Source organism: Streptomyces triticagri, from assembly GCF_003429565.1.
Taxonomy (GTDB): domain Bacteria; phylum Actinomycetota; class Actinomycetes; order Streptomycetales; family Streptomycetaceae; genus Streptomyces; species Streptomyces triticagri.
In genome coordinates this window covers 70044-88073 of sequence record NZ_QUAK01000120.1, presented here as the reverse complement: position 1 = coordinate 88073, position 18030 = coordinate 70044, and the positions used below count along the sequence as shown (strand labels likewise).

The following is an 18030-nucleotide window of genomic DNA, read 5'->3' as shown; positions in this document are numbered from 1 at the left end:
GACGATGGACTTCCACCCGCAGCCCCGGGCCGGCACGGCCAAGCCCTGGGCCTTCCCGGCACCCGAGCGCACCACCCTGGACAACGGCCTGACCGTGCTGCGCTGCGACCGCCCCGGTCAGCAGGTCGTCGCCGTGGAGATCAATCTGGAAGCGCCTCTGGAGGCGGAGCCGCAGGCCATCGAGGGCGTCGCCACGATCATGGCGCGGGCCTTCTCCGAGGGCACCGACAAACACTCGGCGGAGGAGTTCGCCGCCGAGCTCGAGCGCTGCGGCGCCACCTTCGATGCGAACGCGGGGCACCCGGGCGTACGCCTCTCGCTCGAGGTCCCGGTCTCCCGACTGGCCAAGGCGCTCGGCCTCGTCGCGGACGCGCTGCGCGCCCCGGCGTTCGCCGACAGCGAGGTCAAGCGCCTGGTGCGCAACCGCCTCGACGAGATCCCGCACGAGCTGGCCAACCCGGCCCGCCGCGCGGCCGTGCAGCTGTTCAAGGAGCTGTTCCCGGCCGATTCGCGGATGTCGCGTCCGCGCCAGGGCAGCGAGGAGTCGGTGGAGCGCATCGACGCCGCGGCGGTCCGCGCCTTCTACGACGCGCATGTACGCCCGGTGGCCACCACCGCAGTCGTGGTCGGTGACTTGTCGGGCACCGATCTGGACGCGATCCTCGCGGACACCCTCGGCCGGTGGACCGGCAGCGGGGCCGAGTCCCGCCCCGTCCCGCCGGTCAGCGCCGACGACACGGGCCGTGTGGTCATCGTGGACCGCCCCGGCGCCGTACAGACGCAGCTGCTCATCGGCCGCGTCGGCCCCGACCGGCACGACCGGGTCTGGCCGGCCCAGGTGCTCGGCAGCTACTGCCTGGGCGGCACCCTGACGTCCCGTCTGGACCGGGTGCTGCGCGAGGAGAAGGGCTACACCTACGGAGTGCGGTCCTCCGCCCAGGTGCTGCGTTCCGCCCCGGACGGCACCGGTGTCTCCCTCATCGCGATCCAGGGCTCGGTGGACACGGAGTCCACGGGCCCGGCCCTGGAGGACCTCTGGACGGTGCTCCGCACCCTGTCCGCCGAGGGCCTCACGGACGCCGAGCGGGACGTGGCGGTACAGAATCTGGTGGGCGTGGCCCCGCTGCGGTACGAGACGGCGGCGGCCGTCGCGGACACCCTGGCGGACCAGGTCGAGCAGCACCTGCCGGACGACTTCCAGGCGCAGTTGTACCGGCGCCTCGCCGAGACGGGCACGGTGGAGGCCACGGCCGCCGCGGTGAGTGCGTACCCGGTGGACCGGCTGGTCACCGTTCTGGTGGGTGATGCCGCGCAGATCGCGGAGCCGGTGAAGGCCCTCGGCATCGGCGAGGTGTCGGTCGTCACGGGCTGACGGACCTCGAGCAGGGTGGAGCAGAGGGGACCCCGGTGCCGGAGGAGGCACCGGGGTCCCTTTATGTCCGTATTGCTGGAGTGTTGAGCGTTCTGTCCTGTGGCATCCGCTACAAACTCCTGTCTCCGTTTGGGGATTGAAAGATGTCCCGTTTAGCGTCGGTCCGGCTGTTCGCCAGGCATGCGCCGCAACCGCGGCACCGGACAGTCATCGCCGAGTCCCCGTACGGCGCGAGCCAGGGGAGCCGGGGACCCAACTCTCCGCGGCCGCACCGCAGTTGTGGCCCGAGAGGCACGATCCCTGGGGTGAATCGGATGCCCCGTCAGGGGCGCCCGTAGGAGACCTTCCTGCTCCGAACCCGTCAGCTAACCCGGTAGGCGAGAAGGAAGGAAAGGATCCCGCCGCTTCATGGCTTTCCCCCGTGCCACCGGGAAGCACCGCCGTCCGAGCCGGCTCACCCGCAAGGGCGCCGGCGCCGTGGGCGTCGCGGCCCTGGCGACCACCGGCGTCGTCGGCACCCTGGCCGCGCCGGCCCTCGCCGCCGACAACGCCGCCGAGAGCACCACCGTCGAGAAGACCGCCCTGAACGAGGCCGCCTCGATGGACGTCGCCGTCGTACAGCACATCGCCGCGCAGGCAGGCGCCCAGGAGGAGGCCGCCGACCGTGCCGCCGCCAAGGCCGCCGCCGAGAAGAAGGCGGCCGCCGAGGCCAAGCGCAAGGCGGAGGCCGAGCGCAAGGCCGCGGCGCGCGCCGCGAAGGAGCGCGAGGCCAAGAAGCGTGCCGCGCGCGAGGCCGAGCGCAAGCGCCTCAACGCCTATGTCGCACCCGTCAGCGGCTCCTACGTGTCCACCGGCTACCAGACCGGCGGCGCCCTGTGGTCCTCCGGCAGCCACAGCGGTGTGGACTTCCACGCCGCCTCCGGCACCTCCGTGGTGTCCGTCGGCCGCGGCACCGTCGTGGAGGCCGGTGACGGCGGCGCGTACGGCAACCAGATCGTGATCAGGATGAGCGACGGCACGTACACCCAGTACGGGCACCTCTCGTCCATCGGTGTCTCGGTGGGCCAGTCCGTCACCCCGGGCCAGCAGATCGGCCTGTCCGGCGCCACCGGCAACGTCACCGGCCCGCACCTGCACTTCGAGGCCCGTACCGGCCCGGACTACGGCTCGGACATCGACCCCGTGGCGTACCTGCGCGGGCACGGCGTCGACGTCTGACGCCCGTCCCCGGGCGTCGCCGCCCGACACCCCTCAGAACACCGAAGGCCCCGGATTCCCCCGCCGGGGCCTTCGGCGTTCTCCCGTGCCCGACGCCTCCTGTCGACTTCTCCCGCGCCCGGCGGACGTACAAAAGAATTCCATGAATTTCGCTCCGGCGTCGGAAATCCGGATGCACTGCAATAGAGTCGCTGCAGGAACGGCGAAGCGGTGGTGTTTCGCGGAGATTCGAGGCGGTGGTCAGGTCATGCGCATTCCCGCGCATTCGGTATGCACGGCCATCCGGGACGACATCGTCTCCGGTGTGTACGAGCGCGGCAGCCGGCTCACCGAGGAACTGCTCGCCCGGCGGTACGGGGTCTCCCGGGTGCCGGTGCGCGAGGCGCTGCGCACGCTGGAGGCCGAGGGGTTCGTGGTGACCCGCAGACACGCGGGCGCCCAGGTCGCCGAGCCCACGGCGCGGGAGGCCGCGGACCTGCTTGAGGTGCGCGTACTCCTCGAGCCGCTGGCCGCGGCCCGCGCGGCCCAGCGGCGCACGCACGCGCACCTGAAAGTGCTGCGCGGCCTGGTCAGGCTGGGCCAGGAGCGCGCCAGATCGGGCCAGAGCGACGACCTCGCCTCGCTCGGCAGCTGGTTCCACGAGACGCTCGCGCAGGCCTCCGGCAGCCAGGGGCTCACCTCGCTGCTCACCCAGCTCCAGTACAAGATCACCTGGATGTACGGCAGTACGGTGACGGCCCGGCCGGTCGAGACCTGGGCCGAACACGGCGCGGTGGTGGACGCGGTGGCGCGCGGCGACGCGGAGCGCGCCCGGTCGCTGACCGCCCTGCACGCCGAGCGCGCCGCGGCCGGCCGACGCCCGCGGACCGTCGCCGCGAACGGCATCGTGAGGCCTTCGCAACATGGCGTAAACACCCCGAGCGTCGGCAATTAACATGCGGCCCGTATACAAGGACATTAATTCGCCGTGCCGGTGGCCCGGGTGATTTCGCCTGCCCCGAAAGAATTCCGTACGACTGTTGCGCGGAAACTCACGAGCGCAATAAGGGTATGCCGCGGTGCCATGAAAAGGCGGCCCGGAAACGCGAAAGCGCCCGGGGAGCGAACCCCGGGCGCTTTCGGTACGAGCGGACCGTCAGGCGGTCAGACGGTCTCGGGAAGCTCGTCGAGGCCCTCGGAGACCAGCTTGGCCAGACGGTCCAGAGCGCCCTCGGCGCCCTCGGCGTCCGACGCGAGCACGATCTCCTCGCCACCCTGGGCGCCCAGACCCAGGACGGCCAGCATGGAGGCCGCGTTGACCGGGTTGCCGCCGGCCTTGGAGATGGTCACGGGGACGCCGGAGGCCGTGGCCGCACGGACGAAGATGGAGGCGGGGCGGGCGTGGAGGCCCTCGGCCCAGCCGACGTTGACGCGGCGCTCAGCCATGTGATGCTGCCCTTCAGGTGACTCACAGTTGTCTAGACCAGTCTCTCATGCCGTCGGCGATGCTCGGGCGGGGCGTGCTCCCGGCCGCCGCCGGGTGCCTTGGCCCCGGCACGGACGCCGCCGGATGCTCCCCCAGAGTGCAACGCCCGCCGCCGCGCCGCCACCTCCGCCCCGGGCGGCTTCCCGCCGCGCACGGTGCCGGCCGGCCCCCGCCCCGTACGCTGGCGTCATGCAGACCCCGTCCGAGCACGCGGCGTACCCCGACCACTGGGAGGCCGACGTGGTGCTGCGCGACGGCGGCACCGCACGGATCAGACCCATCACGCCGGACGACGCGCAGCGCCTGGTCAGCTTCTACGAGCAGGTGTCGGACGAGTCGAAGTACTACCGCTTCTTCGCGCCGTACCCGCGCCTCTCCGACAAGGACGTGCACCGCTTCACCCATCACGACTACGTGGACCGGGTGGGCCTCGCGGTCACCGTGGGCGGCGAGTTCATCGCGACCGTGCGCTACGACCGCATCGACGAGCGCGGCAGGCCCGCCACCGCACCCGCCGACGAGGCCGAGGTCGCCTTCCTCGTACAGGACGCCCATCAGGGGCGCGGCGTCGCCTCCGCGCTGCTCGAGCACATCGCCGCGGTCGCCCGGGAGCGAGGCATCCGGCGGTTCGCCGCCGAGGTGCTGCCCGCCAACTCCAAGATGATCAAGGTCTTCACGGACGCCGGCTATCAGCAGAAGCGCAGCTTCGAGGACGGCGTGGTCCGCCTCGAGTTCGGCCTCGAACCCACCGAGGCCTCGCTCGCCGTGCAGCGCGGCCGTGAACAGCGCGCCGAGGCCCGCTCCGTGCAGCGCCTGCTCACCCCCGACTCGGTCGCCGTCATCGGCGCGGGCCGCGGCCCGGGCGGCGTGGGCCGCGCGGTCCTGCACAACCTGCTCGACGCGGACTTCTCCGGCCGGGTGTATGCAGTCAACGCGGCCCTCGACGGTCCCGCCGAGATCGGCGGCGTACCGGCGCACCCCACCGTGCGCGCCATCGGCGAGCCCGTCGACCTCGCCGTGCTCGCGGTCCCCGCGGAGCGAGTCCCGGAAGCCGTCGCCGAATGCGGCGAGGCGGGGGTGCGCGGCATGGTCGTCCTGTCCGCGGGCTACGCGGAGTCCGGCCCCGAAGGGCGGGAGCGGCAGCGGGAGTTGGTCCGCCAGGCCCGCTCGTACGGCATGCGACTCTTCGGCCCCAACGCCTTCGGCGTGATCAACACCGCGCCCGCCGTACGCCTCAACGCCTCCCTCGCCCCCACCATGCCGCTCCCCGGCCGCACCGGCCTGTTCACCCAGTCGGGCGCGATCGGCATCGCCCTGCTGTCCGCACTGCACCGCCGCGGCGCCGGCCTGTCCACCTTCGTGAGTGCGGGCAATCGTGCGGACGTCTCGGGCAACGACGTCATGCAGTACTGGCACGACGACCCGGACACCGACATCGCCCTGATGTATCTGGAATCCATCGGCAACCCCCGCAAGTTCACCCGCCTCGCCCGGCGCACCGCGGCCGTCAAACCGGTCGTGGTCGTCAAGGGCGCACGGCACTCGGGCGCGGCACCCACCGGACACACCGTCGCCGCCCCCGGCATCCCCGACGCCACGGTCTCCGCGCTCTTCCGGCAGGCCGGCGTGATCCGTGTGGACACCGTCACCGAACTCGTCGACGCCGGGATCCTGCTCGCCGACCAGCCGCTGCCCGCCGGGCCCAGCGTCGCGATCCTCGGCAACTCCGAATCGCTCGGCGTCCTCACCTACGACGCCTGCCTCGCCGAGGGCCTGCGGCCGCAGAGCCCCGTCGACCTGACCACCTCGGCGACGCCCGGCGACTTCCGCGCGGCACTGGCCGAGGCGCTCGCGGATCCCGGCTGCGACGCGGTCGTGGTCACCGCGATCCCCTGGGTCGACGAGCACAGCGCGGCACAGTACCCGGAGGGCGAGGTCCTCGCGGCGGCGCTGCGCGAGGCGGCGTCCAAAGCCCCCGCCAAACCCGTCGCGGTCGTCGCCGTGGAGCTCGGCGGCCTCGCCGAGGCACTCGCCGCGGCCACCGCCTCCGCGCCCGGGCGCACCTCCCGTCCGACGGCCGCGGCCCCCGTTTCGCCCGGAGTCACGGCTCCCGGCGGGCACGGCGAGACGCCCGCGCCGGCCGACGCATCCACCGGGACGGGCCCCGCCCCGGTGCCGGACCAGGGCGCCGAGGCCGCGCCGCCGGAGCCCCGCACCACCGGCCCCATCCCCTCGTACCCCTCCGCCGAGCGGGCCGCCCGTGCGCTCGGCGAGGCCGTACGGTACGCACACTGGCGGCGCACCGAGGCCGAGCCCGGCCGCGTACCGGAGTACGACGACATCGACGAACAGGGCGCCGCGGCCCGCATCGAGGAACTGCTCGCCGGCACCGAATCGTCCCGCGGAGTGAGCCTGGACGCCGCCGACGCGGCCGACCTGCTGCGCCGCTACGGCATCCCGGTGCACCCGACGCTCCCCGCGGACACCGCCGACGCCGCCGTACGCGCCGCTGCGGAGCTCGGCTATCCGGTCGCCCTGAAGACCACGGCACCCCATCTGCGCCACCGCGCCGACCTCGGCGGCGTCCGGCTCGACCTGGCGAGCGAGGCCCAGCTGCGCCTCGCGTACCAGGAACTGACCGACACCCTCGGTAAGCCCGCCGAACTGCGACCGGTCGTCCAGGCGATGGTGCCGCGCGGCGTCGACACCGTGGTGCGCGCCGTCATCGACCAGGCCGCGGGTGCCGTCCTCTCCTTCGGCCTCGCGGGCGCGCCGTCCGAGCTGCTCGGCGACACCGCGCACCGGCTGATCCCGGTCACCGACCGTGATGCGGCCGGACTCCTGCGTTCCATCCGGACCGCGCCCCTCCTGTTCGGCTGGCGGGGCTCGGCACCGGTGGACTCCGCGGCCCTGGAGGAACTGCTGCAGCGGGTCTCCCGCCTCGTCGACGACCACCCCGAGGTCGTCGCCGTCTCCCTCGAGCCGGTCGTGGTCGCACCCCGCGGCCTCTCCGTGCTGAGCGCATCGGTACGACTGGCCCCACCGCCCGCACGCACGGACGTCGGACCCCGCGCGCTGCCGTTGTACTGAGCAGCAGCCGTCGTACGGAGAAACAGCAGGACGCCGCGGCCCGTGCCGACCCTGCTCCGCCGGGGTCACCACTGTCACCGCGCCCCCGTAGGATGGGCCCCATGGCAAAGACCGGTACGACGACCCAGGGGCTGCGCACGGCGATCGAGCGCAGCGGCTATTACCCGGCCCTCGTGGCCGAGGCGGTGGAGGCCGCCGTCGGCGGCGAACCGATCGTGTCGTACCTCGTGCACCAGGAGACGACCTTCGATGCCAACGAGGTGCGGCGGCACGTCACGGTCCTCGTCCTGACCGGCACCCGCTTCATCGTCAGCCACACCGACGAGCAGGCGGCCGACGGCACCGCACCCTCGTCGTCGTACGCCACCACGTCCACCGAGTCGGTGAAGCTCGGCCGGATCTCGTCCGTGGTGCTCAGCCGCGTCGTCGCCGACCCGGAGAAGTACAAGCCCGGCACGCTGCCCCGTGAGGTGCTCCTCACCATCGGCTGGGGCGCGGTCTCCCGTATCGATCTGGAGCCGGCGGCCTGCGGCGACCCCAACTGCGAGGCGGACCACGGGTACACGGGCAATTCGACCGCCGACGACCTGAGCCTGCGCGTCAGCGAGGCCGGCGACGGCCCGGACACGGTGCGCGAGACGCTCGCCTTCGCCCAGGCACTGTCCGAGGCGACCGCGGCCACCACCCGCTGATGGCCGAGCCCGCCTGGCCCGACCCGGACTTGCTGCCCGTCTCCTCCGCCCCCGCCCCTGCCTACGGAAGCGGCTCGCTCGCCGACCTGCTGCCGACACTCGCCGCGGGCCTGGGCGTCCCGGACACCACGGCCACCATCGCCGAACTGACACCGGCCGACCGCAACTGCGTCTTCCTGATCGACGGCCTCGGCTGGCACCAGCTCCTGGCCCACCCCGACGAGGCTCCGTTCCTGAACTCCCTGATCGCCTCGTCGCGCGGCGGCACCGGGAGCCCGATCACCGCCGGATTCCCCGCGACCACGGCCACCTCGCTCGCCTCCGTCGGCACCGGCCTGCCGCCCGCCGCGCACGGCCTGCCCGGCTACACGGTGCGCAATCCGGCCACCGGCGCACTGATGAACCAGCTCCGCTGGAACCCATGGACGCCACCGCACAGCTGGCAGCCGTACCCCACCCTCTTCTCCCGCGCGGACGCGGCCGGTGTGCACACCGCGCAGGTCTCCTCGCCCACCTTCCGCGACACCCCGCTCACCAAGGTCGCGCTCAGCGGCGGCAATTTCCACGGCCGGCTCTCCGGCGAGGAGCGCATGGACCTCGCGGCGGTCCAACTCGCCGCGGGTGACCGGTCGTTGGTCTACACGTACTACAGCGAGGTGGACGGCAAGGGCCATCGCTACGGGGTCGACTCCGACGCCTGGCGCGGTCAGCTGATCCATGTCGACCGCCTCGCCCAGCGGCTCGCCGAGCAACTCCCGCCGCGCAGCGCCCTGTACGTCACCGCCGACCACGGCATGATCGACATCCCCTTCGACGAGCAGTCCCGTATCGACTTCGACGAGGACTGGGAGCTGAGCGCGGGCGTCGCCCTGCTCGGCGGCGAGGGCCGGGCCCGGCACGTCTACGCGGTGCCGGGGGCCGAGGCCGACGTACTGACCTGCTGGCGCGAGGTGCTCGGCGAGCAGTTCTGGGTGGCCGGCCGCGAGGAGGCCATCGACGCGGGCTGGTTCGGTCCGCCCGGCACCTGCGACGAACGGGTGCACGGCCGCCTCGGCGACGTCATCGCCGCCGCCCGCGACGACGTCCTGATCATCGCCTCCGAACGCGAGCCGAAGGAATCGGCCATGGTCGGAAACCACGGCTCGATGACCCCCGCCGAACAGCTCGTACCCCTCCTCGAGGTACGCACCTGAACCACCCCCTCTCGCCCTCTCCACGCACCGAAAGGCCCTCAACTCCCCATGCCCGAACTCGTCTTCTTCTCCGGGACGATGGACTGCGGAAAGTCGACTCTCGCGCTCCAGATCGGGCACAACCGGTCCGCGCGGGGGCTGCAGGGAGTGATCTTCACTCGGGACGACCGGGCGGGGGAGGGGAAGTTGTCGTCGCGGCTCGGGCTGGTCACCGACGCGGTGGAGGCGGCGCCGGGCATGGATCTGTACGGCTATCTCGTCGAGCAGATGTCGCACGGGGGCCGGGTGGACTACGTGATCGTGGACGAGGCGCAGTTCCTCGACCCGCCGCAGGTGGACCAACTGGCCCGTGTCGTCGACGACTTGGACTTGGACGTCTTCGCCTTCGGCATCACGACCGACTTCCGTACGAAGCTGTTCCCGGGCTCACAGCGCCTGATCGAACTGGCCGACCGCATAGAGACGCTGCAGGTCGAGGCGATGTGCTGGTGCGGAGCGCGGGCGACGCACAATGCCCGGACGATCCGGGGCGAGATGGTCGTCGAGGGCGCCCAGGTCGTCGTCGGCGACGTCGACCACGCCCCGGAGGAGATCGGGTACGAGGTGCTGTGCCGCCGCCACCACAGCCGGCAGATGACCAGCGCGTCGGCTCGCGCGGCGACACTCTCCCCGGACACCCTGCCGATCGCCTCCGGCTGACTTCTTCCCGCGTCTCCTGCGTCTCCTGCGTCTCCTGCATCCGAGAGCCGGGGCGGCCTCAGCGGTCCGGTCCGGCGGAGGCGGTGAGTGCGTTCAGGCGGTTGCGCAGGTCCTGTGCCTGCGGGCTTCCCATGGTCGTGTGGATGGTGACGGCGCGACGCAGGTCGTCCAGGAGTGTGGTGCGGTCCGTGCCCGGGCGCTCTGCGATGGCGACGAGGTCGAGCAGCGCCTCGGCCTCGTAGGCATGGGCCTCAAGGGCGTTCAGCGTGTTTGCTGCCTCGCGGAGGGTCGCAACGGCTTCGGTGGTTCGGCCCATACGGTCGAGAGCCCGGCCGGATGCGGCGGTGGCTCGCGCGGCCATGCGGTGATCGGGAGTGGGCAGGGCAAGGAGGTCCGTGCGTGCTTGCCGAAGTGTGGCGAGAGCCTCGCCGTGGTCGCCGCGGGCGCCCTGGGCGCGGCCGAGGAAGAGCGTGGCGATGGCTGCGCCACGAGGTTCCCGGCCTCGGATGTTGAGTTCCCTGGAGTGCTGATAGGCGGCCACGGCCTTGTCCGGGTCGAACCGGTCCCAGTAGCGGCCGGAGAACTCCATCACGGAGGCGTGGAGTACCGGATCGTGCACGACCTCGGCGCAGGAGATCGCCGTCGTCAGTTCCTGGCGCGCCTGTTCGTCCTCGCCGAGGTCCATGAGCGGGCGGGAGAGGAGGCTGCGCAGGCGCGCTTCTGCGGCCGGGGAGACGGCGGCTGCTGCGTAGCGTGCGCCCAGTCGAAGGGATTCCTGCCAGTCGTCGAGATGCCTGTGGTGCAGGAACAGGACGGTGAAGCCCTCGGCGAGCTGCCAGGCGGGCGTATGGAGCGAGGGCTCGTCCGCTGCACGCAGGACCGCCATGATGTTGGTGCTTTCGGCCGCAAGCCAGTCCAGCGGTCCCGGCCCGTTCTCGGCGGCGAAGGGGTCGGTCTGCCCGTCCAGCAGGCCGGCCAGGTCGGCGATGCGCAGGCGGTCCGCTCGTACGGCGCGGTCTGCGAAGGCGGTGAGGATCAGATAGTGCCTCAGCACACGGTGTATGACGGTCAGTCTGGTGGTGACCCGGTCCGCGGCGTCCGTACGGTTGCGCGCGTGGAGATGGATGAGGCCGTGAAAGTGGTAGTGGCGGTCCTCGGTCAGTTCCAGCAGGCTCATGTCCTCGAGCACGTCGAGGAGCACTTGGGCGGACGTCGGATCCGAGTCGAGGGCTGCCGCTGCTGTTGCCGCGTCGAAGGTGGGGCCAGGGATCCAGCCGAGGAGCCGGTAGCCGTGCGCCATGTGGGCGGGCAGTTGCCGGTAGGAGGCGTCGAGGATCGCGGTCACCGGTGACGCGCTCAGGCCCGCATTCAGGGAGGCCAGGCGGTTCTCGTCGACCGAGAGTTCCGTGGCCAGGTCGTGGAGCGTGAGGTGGGGGTTGTTGGCGAGACGGGCGGCGGCGACGTGCAGTGCGACCGGAAGGCCCGAGCAATGATCCACCAGGGCCTTGGCCGCATCGGGCTCCGCAGCCACTCGCTCCTCGCCGCACCGGTCGGCGAGGAGCAGCAGCCCGGCCCTCTCGCTGAGCGGTTCCAGGGGCATGGCGCGGGCGCCGTCGAGGGAAAGCTCACCGAGCTTGGCGGTGCTCGTCGCAAGCACGGTACTGCCCGGTCCATCGGGGATCAGTGCGCGTACTTGGGCGGGCGAGGACACATCGTCGAGAACGAGCAGCACACGCAGGTCGGCCGTGCGTGCACGGAAGAGCGCGGTGCGCGCAGCGAGCGACTAAGGCAGCAGAGCCTCCGTCACCCCCAGAGAGCGCAAGCAGTGCCCGACGGCCTCCGTGACGTCCGCGCCGGCCTCCGCGTGATCGCGAAGGGACGCGAAATCCACATAGAGACGGCCGTCGGGAAAACGCTCACGGGCATGCGGCCCGAGCGCCCAGTGTCTGGCCAGTGCGGATTTTCCGACTCCTGGCGGACCTGCGAGGACGCGGACCTCCACGTGCGAGGGAACAGCGGCGTCTTCGAACTGCGCGTCCAAGGAGCCCAGTTCGTCGGAGCGGTTGATGAACCGGTGGCGCAGGGCAGGTACTTGCGACGGCGGGCCATGGCGGCGCAGAGCCTCGGGTACGCGGTGGGAGATGGGCGAGTCGGCGGAGGAGGCTGCCGCCCCCGGATGGTTGCTGCGACTTGCTGTTGCGCCGCCCTCCAGCTCGTCCATCTCGTTCAACAGCGCCACGAGCCGTTGCGCGACCTCGGAGCCTTGGCGTAAGGAATGGCGCAGGCGGCGGCGCAGCTGGTCGGCGTAGTCGCCCACGGCATGCGGGTCGCCCGATTGCATGGAACCCACCAACTGTTCGAGAGCGGAGATGAGCTCTTCGTCCGCGGTGGAAGGCTGCCGGCGGCGGCCGAACAGGCGTGAGAGGCGGGTGCGTGCCTGGGTCCATGTATCGGTCACAGCAAGGTTGATGACCATGCTTGTTGCTCCGGACGCGGCAAGCGCTGCCACCTCAATCGCCACAGAGTCCCCCTCCGAGTACGGGCGGTCCTGGTGTCCCGGCCGCGCCTCCTGCGTTGGTGACCACCGTAGATGCAGCGCGATCGCATGGGGAGCAGGTCCTTGAAGAACGTCCTTGAAGAACGTCCTTGAAGAACGTCCGGGCCGTGGCTTCATGGGCAGAACCTGCGCAGCTTCAGCCGCATCGAATCGGCGTCCGGGCAGTCGAGGGACAGCGACACTTCGATCTCCGATGGAGCGATGCCGGCGCGCAGGCAGGCGTAGACGGCAGAGGCAGCCAGTCCGGGATCGGTGAACGTGCCGTCGGGGCAGGACACTTCCACCGATTGACCGTCGCGGGAGCTCACCAGACACACGCCGGTCGGAACTCCGGTGGCGGCAAGGAGACTTCCGGGCAGGCGGGCCAGGGCACCGGCTGCCCAGACGCGGGCCGCGTCGAGATCAGGAGCAGGCGCTGTGCCGAGCAGGACCGAGGCGCTCTCGACAAGCGTCCGATCGTGTTCCTCGGCCGGTTGAACAGCAAGGTGCGAGAAGGAGCGTGCGGTCTCGGGCTGCTCCGTCGCGACAGAGACGGGAAAGCGGCGGACGGCCAAGGAGAGGGCGCCGGAGGCGGCGCGGTCGGAGAGCAGGTCGGTGCTCACCCTCCACGAGGTGACGGGGGCCGCGGGATTGGCGGGGGCGACGAGGGCGCGAGGTCTCGGGGGGTCGGTCGACGGCGGGGGAAGGCGCAGCAGCTCGTAGACCGCCTCCCGGAGCCGCTCCAGGGCCGTGCCGGGGTCTTTGAAGGCCCGGGCGGTCACGGCCTCGTACTGCGCACGTCGACCTGCAGGGAGTCTCAGGAGGTCCACGACCTGAGGCAGGAGTTCGGCGTCGGGGGCAAGGCGTGGTGCGACCTGGGCGAGTTCGGCGCCGGCGGTCCCGGGCACGGCTTCGTCGCCGTGTGCGGCCAGGCTCACGGGTTTGCCGAGCGCAACGCCGTACAGCGTCACGGATCCGTGGTCGCCGACGACGGCATCGGCTGCGACGAGGGCGGGCCGCCAGTCGTGCACGGGTGGCATGAGGAGCAGGCCGGCTTCGAGGGCGGCGGCCTGGAGTGTGCGGACGTGCCATTCCCCGTGGGCCGACCAGACTTGGGGTGCAGGATGAGGCCGACGCGGAAGCGATCGGCCGGCAGTTGCCCGAGCAGCCGGGCCGGCAGGTCCGGGTTCTGGGCGATGAGCGAGCCCGGGCCCCAGGTCGAACTGACCATCACCAGGCGCTGATTGTGCTCGACATCGAGCGCACGACGGTACTGGTCGCGGCGGTCGGCGCTCACCCGGAGTTCGTCCAGGCACGGGTCGCCGATCAGCAGCGTCTGCCCGGTGATGTTCGGTTGCGCAGCGGCGAGTTGGCGTTCCTGATCCGGGTGCGAGACGGCCATCCAGGTCCGGCCGGTGTCGAGCAGCTCGTTCGACACGGCGCCCGAGAGGCGTGTGCGGGGGGAGTGGGAGTCAGGGACGTACTTCTGGAATCCGACGCCGTGCGGGAGCACGAGCACCGGACAGCGCCCCTTGGGAACGTCGATGTGCTCGCTGGCGCTGAGGATCAAGTCGGGCTCGACGTCGGCGAGTTGTTGCCACGGCATGACTCGGCAGCCGGAGTCGTGCAGCAGGTCGAGTGATCCGTCACTGAACGCGGAGCCCGGGTCGTACGCGAAGACCACGGTGAGGCGACTGTCGCCGCGCAGCAGTGCGGGCAGTACCTCCAGGATGCGGATGGTCGACGTGAGGGTCCGGGCTGCGACAACGAGTGTGCGTTCGCCGGGAAACGTGCGCCAGCGATGTGCGTCCTGCCCTACGGGAGTTCGCAGGAACGGGATGTCAGCGGGGTGCGAAGCCACGCTGCCCCCGGTGCCCGTTGCCGACTACGCGGTTCGCGGTTCGCGGTTCGCGGTTCGCGGTTCGCGGTTCGCGGTTCGCGGTTCGCGGTTCGCGGTTCGCGGTTCGCGGTTCGCGGTTCGCGGTTCGCGGTTCGCGGTTCGCGGTTCGCGGTTCGCGGTTCGCGGTTCGCGGTTCGCGGTTCGCGGTTCGCGGTTCGCGGTTCGCGGTTCGCGGTTCGCGGTTCGCGGTTCGCGGTTCGCGGTTCGCGGTTCGCGGTTCGCGGTTCGCGGTTCGCGGTTCGCGGTTCGCGGTTCGCGGTTCGCGGTTCGCGGTTCGCGGTTCGCGGTTCGCGGTTCGCGGTTCGCGGTTCGCGGTTCGCGGTTCGCGGTTCGCGGTTCGCGGTTCGCGGTTCGCGGTTCGCGGTTCGCGGTTCGCGGTTCGCGGTTCGCGGTTCGCGGTTCGCGGTTCGCGGTTCGCGGTTCGCGGTTCGCGGTTCGCGGTTCGCGGTTCGCGGTTCGCGGTTCGCGGTTCGCGGTTCGCGGTTCGCGGTTCGCGGTTCGCGGTTCGCGGTTCGCGGTTCGCGGTTCGCGGTTCGCGGTTCGCGGTTCGCGGTTCGCGGTTCGCGGTTCGCGGTTCGCGGTTCGCGGTTCGCGGTTCGCGGTTCGCGGTTCGCGGTTCGCGGTTCGCGGTTCGCGGTTCGCGGTTCGCGGTTCGCGGTTCGCGGTTCGCGGTTCGCGGTTCGCGGTTCGCGGTTCGCGGTTCGCGGTTCGCGGTTCGCGGTTCGCGGTTCGCGGTTCGCGGTTCGCGGTGACGGTAAATAGCGCATTTCAAGGCGATTTGCAACCTTTCAGGTGCTCGGATTGGTGGCCGGCCGTCACAACCGTAAGGGTCCTGCCAGGGAACGGCCGCGGGGCCGTACCGCGGGGCGGTCAGTCGGCGACGAGTTGGGTGAGTGGGGTGGGTGGCTCGGGCAGCGGTGCGGTTTGGGTGCGCCAGAGGCGGACGGTGGTTTCGGCGATCCGGTGTGCCTGTCCGAGGTAGTTCTCCGGCTGGGTGTGCAGGCCGGGCAGGAGTGTGTCGAGATGGCGTTCGGCCAGGACGTCGCGCAGTGCCTGCGTGAGGTGTGCGCCGGTGGTGCGGGTGCGGGTCACTGCCTCGTGTACGAGATCGTGGGCGCGTTCCCGGCCGACGGGTCCGGCGAGGGCGATCATGTGCGACTCCGCCATGACGAGGCCGCGGTCGCTGCCAAGATTGGTGCGCATGCGGCGGGCGTCGACCCGGAGTCCGCGCAGCAGGGCGATCGTCTCTGTGAGGGCCGCTCCGGCGGATACGGCGAGTTCGGGCAGGACGCGCCATTCGATGTGCCATTCGCCGGCCGCGCGCTCATGGCCTGCTTCCTGTGCGCGGAGCAGTGCGGAGGTGAGGGCTCCGGCGCTGCCGCTCAGCCCGATGATGCTTTCGGAGGTGATCGGGTTGACTTTCTGCGGCATGGTCGAGGATGCGCCGCGGTGGTCGTCGTAGGGCTCGAAGACTTCGGCGATCTCGGTACGGGAGAGGTCGACGATGTTGCGAGCCAGCCGCGCGCATGTCGCGGTGAGCAAGGAGCACAGCCAGCCGAACTCGGCGAATCCGTCGCGGGCCACGTGCCACGGGGTCGCGGTGTCGTGCAGGCCGAGCAGCCGAGCAGTGTCCCTTCTGATGGCTGCGGCGTGCGGGCCGAATGCGGCAGCGGTGCCTCCGGCTCCGAAGAGGGAGATCATGCCGATGCGCGGGGCTGCCTGCGCAAGACGCTGCCGGTGGCGGGTGAACTGTGCCAGGAGGCCGGCCAGGGTGGCGCCGAACGTGGTGGGTACGGCCTGTTGGCCGTGGGTGCGGGCCGCCATCACGGTGGCGGCGTGTTCGGTGACACGGTCGGCGAGGACATCGCCGAGTTCGACGATCCGGCATTCGAGAGCGGCCAGGGAGCGGACCATCTGGAGGGCCAGACCGGTGTCCATGATGTCCTGCGTGGTGGCGCCGTAGTGCAAGCGGCCGTCGGGTCCGGGCGGGAGCCGGCGGCTGATCTGCCGGACCAGACCCAGGATGGGGTAGCCGACCGTGCGGGCGGTGCGCCACAGCTCTTCGCGGTCGATGTGGTGCAGCCGTGCCGCGTCGCGGATGGCGGCGGCTTCCGCGTGGGTGAGCACTCCGGCTTCGGCCTGCGCCCGGGCGAGAGCGCGTTCGGTGGCGAGCCAGCTGTCGAGGGTCGCGTCCTCGCAGAAGAGTGCGCACTGGTCGGGGTCGGCCGCGAGCCGGCTGGTCAGCGAGAAGGGCTCCGGCCGCGGGGCGTGGGTGCTCATGACGGGTCCGGGACGGCGGGCGTATCCGCGTCGGTGGAAGTGTCGATGGCGATGTACTTCTGCTCCAGGTACTCCTCGATACCGGAGTTGCCGCCCTCGCGGCCGCCGCCTGAGTGCTTGATGCCGCCGAAGGGCGCGCCGGGGTCGGAGACGTAGCCGCGATTGAGGCCGACCATGCCGCTCTCGATCTGTTCGCTCATTCGCAGCGCTCGGCCGAGATCGCGGGTGTAGAGATAGGCGACCAGGCCGAACTCGGTGGCATTGGCCATCGTGAGGGCCTCGTCGTCGCTGCGGAAGGTCCGGATGGCGGCGACGGGGCCGAAGATCTCCTCGCGGGTGATGCGTGCGCCGTCCGGGACGTCGGTGAGCACGGTGGGCGGATAGAAGTAGCCGGGCAGGTCGGGGGTGCTGCCGCCGGTGTGCAGCAGAGCGCCGTCGGCGATGGTCTCCGCCACCAGCTGGGCGACACGGTCGCGCTGCGTGCGATCGATCAGCGGGCCGAGGTCGGTACCTGGTTCCGTTCCGCTGCCAAGAGTGAGACCACGCATCCGGTCCACGAGACGCTCGGTGAATTCCTGCGCGATGTCGGCATGGACGAGAAAGCGGTTCGCCGCGATGCACGCTTCGCCGATGTTGCGGAGCTTCGCGGTGATGGCGCCGTCCACCGCCGCTTCCACGTCGGCGTCGGCGCACACGATGAACGGGGCGTTGCCGCCCAGCTCCATCGACGTGCGCAGTACGTTCTCGGATGCCTGGGCCAGCAGTAACCGGCCGACCGCCGTGGAGCCGGTGAAGGAGATCTTGCGCAGCCGCGGATCCTTCATCAGTGACTCGGACACTGCAGCAGGGGCGGTGGTGGGAAGGAGGTTCAGGACGCCGGCCGGCAGACCCGCCTCGATCAGGACTGTTGCCAGTGCGATGCTGGTGAGCGGGGTCTGCGGGGCGGGCTTGAGGACCATCGTGCAGCCGGCGGCCACCGCCGGGGCGATCTTACGGGCCGGCATCGCCAGCGGAGCGTTCCAGGGCGTGATCAGCAGGCACGGTCCGACGGGTTGACGCATGACGAGAACCCTCGCTGTTGCGTCCTCGCTGACCTTCCAGGTCCCGTCGATGCGGACGGATTCCTCGGCGAACCAGCGCAAGTAACCGGCCGCGTAGTCGACTTCGGCACGGGCCTCGGCGAGGGACTTGCCCATCTCGAGAGTGATGAGCTCTGCGAAGTCCGCACGGCGCTCCAGGAGCAGGTCGTGGGTACGACGCAGAACGCGGCTGCGGTGTCCCGGCGATGTCGCGGCCCATTGCGACTGCGCCGAGGCGGCCGCGTCGAGGGCGTCGAGGGCGTCTGTGGTGCCGGCATCGGCGACGCGGGTTATCGGTTCGCACGTCGCGGGATTCTCGACGGTGAACGTGGCGCCGCCGGCCGCGGGCACCCACCTTCCGCCGATCAGCAGCTTCTGCGGCGGAGCATCAGCGCCGTAGGGGAGTCGTCTGCGGTCCGTCATGGTGGCTTCTCACCTGCCGTCGAAGGAGTGGAGCAAGAGGAGCGTCGCCCGGGCCGCCGCTGCCTGGTGGTGCGGACAGCGGC

Annotated in this window: 15 protein-coding genes and 1 riboswitch; of the genes, 8 read left to right on the top strand and 7 right to left on the bottom strand. The window is 71.3% G+C overall.

Features of this window, described 5'->3' with window-relative positions; genetic code table 11:
- Positions 1-4: 4 nt before the first annotated feature.
- The 3 genes from DY218_RS22360 to DY218_RS22350 all read left to right on the top strand — a co-directional run bounded on the left by DY218_RS22360 (position 5) and on the right by DY218_RS22350 (position 3524).
- Positions 5-1372, top strand: coding sequence for a M16 family metallopeptidase (locus tag DY218_RS22360; protein ID WP_128557995.1), 1368 nt, complete (start codon positions 5-7; stop codon positions 1370-1372).
- Positions 1373-1573: 201 nt separating this feature from the next.
- Positions 1574-1766: riboswitch (cyclic di-AMP (ydaO/yuaA leader) on the top strand.
- A gap of 14 nt (positions 1767-1780) precedes the next feature.
- Positions 1781-2590: a M23 family metallopeptidase gene (locus DY218_RS22355; protein ID WP_128557911.1), complete on the top strand. Its 810-nt coding sequence runs from the start codon at positions 1781-1783 to the stop codon at positions 2588-2590.
- A gap of 247 nt (positions 2591-2837) precedes the next feature.
- Positions 2838-3524: a GntR family transcriptional regulator gene (locus DY218_RS22350; protein ID WP_128557910.1), complete on the top strand. Its 687-nt coding sequence runs from the start codon at positions 2838-2840 to the stop codon at positions 3522-3524.
- A gap of 209 nt (positions 3525-3733) precedes the next feature.
- Here the strand turns inward: DY218_RS22350 and DY218_RS22345 are convergent, their stop codons facing one another.
- Positions 3734-4015 carry an HPr family phosphocarrier protein gene (locus DY218_RS22345; RefSeq protein WP_128557909.1) on the bottom strand — a complete coding sequence of 94 codons (282 nt, stop codon included), beginning with the start codon at positions 4013-4015 and terminating at the stop codon, positions 3734-3736.
- Between the two features lie 229 nt (positions 4016-4244).
- Between DY218_RS22345 and DY218_RS22340 the strand changes: the two genes are divergently transcribed.
- The 4 genes from DY218_RS22340 (at position 4245) to DY218_RS22325 (ending at position 9729) form a co-directional block, all read left to right on the top strand.
- Positions 4245-7145 carry a bifunctional acetate--CoA ligase family protein/GNAT family N-acetyltransferase gene (locus DY218_RS22340; protein WP_128557908.1) on the top strand — a complete coding sequence of 967 codons (2901 nt, stop codon included), beginning with the start codon at positions 4245-4247 and terminating at the stop codon, positions 7143-7145.
- Between the two features lie 101 nt (positions 7146-7246).
- Positions 7247-7837 (top strand): DUF5998 family protein, encoded by a 591-nt coding sequence (locus DY218_RS22335; RefSeq protein ID WP_128557907.1) that lies wholly within the window; start codon positions 7247-7249, stop codon positions 7835-7837.
- The gene (locus DY218_RS22330) at positions 7837-9030 is read left to right on the top strand and encodes an alkaline phosphatase family protein (protein ID WP_128557906.1); all 1194 of its coding nucleotides are present in this window, start codon (positions 7837-7839) and stop codon (positions 9028-9030) included. Before DY218_RS22335 ends, DY218_RS22330 begins: the two co-directional genes overlap by 1 nt.
- Positions 9031-9078: 48 nt before the next feature.
- The gene (locus tag DY218_RS22325) at positions 9079-9729 is read left to right on the top strand and encodes a thymidine kinase (protein WP_128557905.1); all 651 of its coding nucleotides are present in this window, start codon (positions 9079-9081) and stop codon (positions 9727-9729) included.
- 58 nt (positions 9730-9787) lie between these two features.
- Here the strand turns inward: DY218_RS22325 and DY218_RS22320 are convergent, their stop codons facing one another.
- The 4 genes from DY218_RS22320 to DY218_RS35340 form a co-directional block, all read right to left on the bottom strand.
- A complete protein-coding gene (locus DY218_RS22320; RefSeq protein ID WP_158574090.1) occupies positions 9788-11386 on the bottom strand; it encodes a tetratricopeptide repeat protein in 1599 nt (532 codons plus the stop codon).
- A 126-nt stretch (positions 11387-11512) separates the two neighbouring features.
- On the bottom strand, positions 11513-12205 hold the full coding sequence (locus DY218_RS22315; RefSeq protein WP_128557903.1) for an ATP-binding protein: 693 nt from the start codon (positions 12203-12205) through the stop codon (positions 11513-11515).
- Positions 12206-12399: 194 nt separating this feature from the next.
- Positions 12400-13305 (bottom strand): hypothetical protein, encoded by a 906-nt coding sequence (locus tag DY218_RS35345; protein ID WP_233521800.1) that lies wholly within the window; start codon positions 13303-13305, stop codon positions 12400-12402.
- Positions 13233-14126: a hypothetical protein gene (locus DY218_RS35340; RefSeq protein WP_233521799.1), complete on the bottom strand. Its 894-nt coding sequence runs from the start codon at positions 14124-14126 to the stop codon at positions 13233-13235. The genes DY218_RS35345 and DY218_RS35340 overlap by 73 nt, the downstream gene beginning before the upstream one ends.
- A 17-nt stretch (positions 14127-14143) precedes the next feature.
- Between DY218_RS35340 and DY218_RS34300 the strand changes: the two genes are divergently transcribed.
- Positions 14144-14917: a hypothetical protein gene (locus DY218_RS34300; RefSeq protein ID WP_158574088.1), complete on the top strand. Its 774-nt coding sequence runs from the start codon at positions 14144-14146 to the stop codon at positions 14915-14917.
- Positions 14918-15035: 118 nt separating this feature from the next.
- Here DY218_RS34300 and DY218_RS22295 read toward each other — a convergent pair whose 3' ends face one another.
- The gene (locus DY218_RS22295; RefSeq protein WP_128557902.1) at positions 15036-16445 is read right to left on the bottom strand and encodes a lyase family protein; all 1410 of its coding nucleotides are present in this window, start codon (positions 16443-16445) and stop codon (positions 15036-15038) included.
- Positions 16442-17947 carry an NAD-dependent succinate-semialdehyde dehydrogenase gene (locus DY218_RS22290; RefSeq protein ID WP_128557901.1) on the bottom strand — a complete coding sequence of 502 codons (1506 nt, stop codon included), beginning with the start codon at positions 17945-17947 and terminating at the stop codon, positions 16442-16444. Before DY218_RS22290 ends, DY218_RS22295 begins: the two co-directional genes overlap by 4 nt.
- Positions 17948-18030: the final 83 nt, after the last annotated feature.

Excerpts from the sequence above, each read along its gene's own strand:
- DY218_RS22360 (WP_128557995.1), top strand. The coding sequence starts at position 5 with ATGGACTTCCACCCGCAGCCCCGGGCCGGCACGGCCAAGCCCTGGGCC.
- DY218_RS22355 (WP_128557911.1), top strand. The coding sequence starts at position 1,781 with ATGGCTTTCCCCCGTGCCACCGGGAAGCACCGCCGTCCGAGCCGGCTC.
- DY218_RS22350 (WP_128557910.1), top strand. The coding sequence starts at position 2,838 with ATGCGCATTCCCGCGCATTCGGTATGCACGGCCATCCGGGACGACATC.
- DY218_RS22345 (WP_128557909.1), bottom strand. The coding sequence starts at position 4,015 with ATGGCTGAGCGCCGCGTCAACGTCGGCTGGGCCGAGGGCCTCCACGCC.
- DY218_RS22340 (WP_128557908.1), top strand. The coding sequence starts at position 4,245 with ATGCAGACCCCGTCCGAGCACGCGGCGTACCCCGACCACTGGGAGGCC.
- DY218_RS22335 (WP_128557907.1), top strand. The coding sequence starts at position 7,247 with ATGGCAAAGACCGGTACGACGACCCAGGGGCTGCGCACGGCGATCGAG.
- DY218_RS22330 (WP_128557906.1), top strand. The coding sequence starts at position 7,837 with ATGGCCGAGCCCGCCTGGCCCGACCCGGACTTGCTGCCCGTCTCCTCC.
- DY218_RS22325 (WP_128557905.1), top strand. The coding sequence starts at position 9,079 with ATGCCCGAACTCGTCTTCTTCTCCGGGACGATGGACTGCGGAAAGTCG.
- DY218_RS22315 (WP_128557903.1), bottom strand. The coding sequence starts at position 12,205 with ATGGTCATCAACCTTGCTGTGACCGATACATGGACCCAGGCACGCACC.
- DY218_RS35345 (WP_233521800.1), bottom strand. The coding sequence starts at position 13,305 with ATGCCACCCGTGCACGACTGGCGGCCCGCCCTCGTCGCAGCCGATGCC.
- DY218_RS22295 (WP_128557902.1), bottom strand. The coding sequence starts at position 16,445 with ATGAGCACCCACGCCCCGCGGCCGGAGCCCTTCTCGCTGACCAGCCGG.
- DY218_RS22290 (WP_128557901.1), bottom strand. The coding sequence starts at position 17,947 with ATGACGGACCGCAGACGACTCCCCTACGGCGCTGATGCTCCGCCGCAG.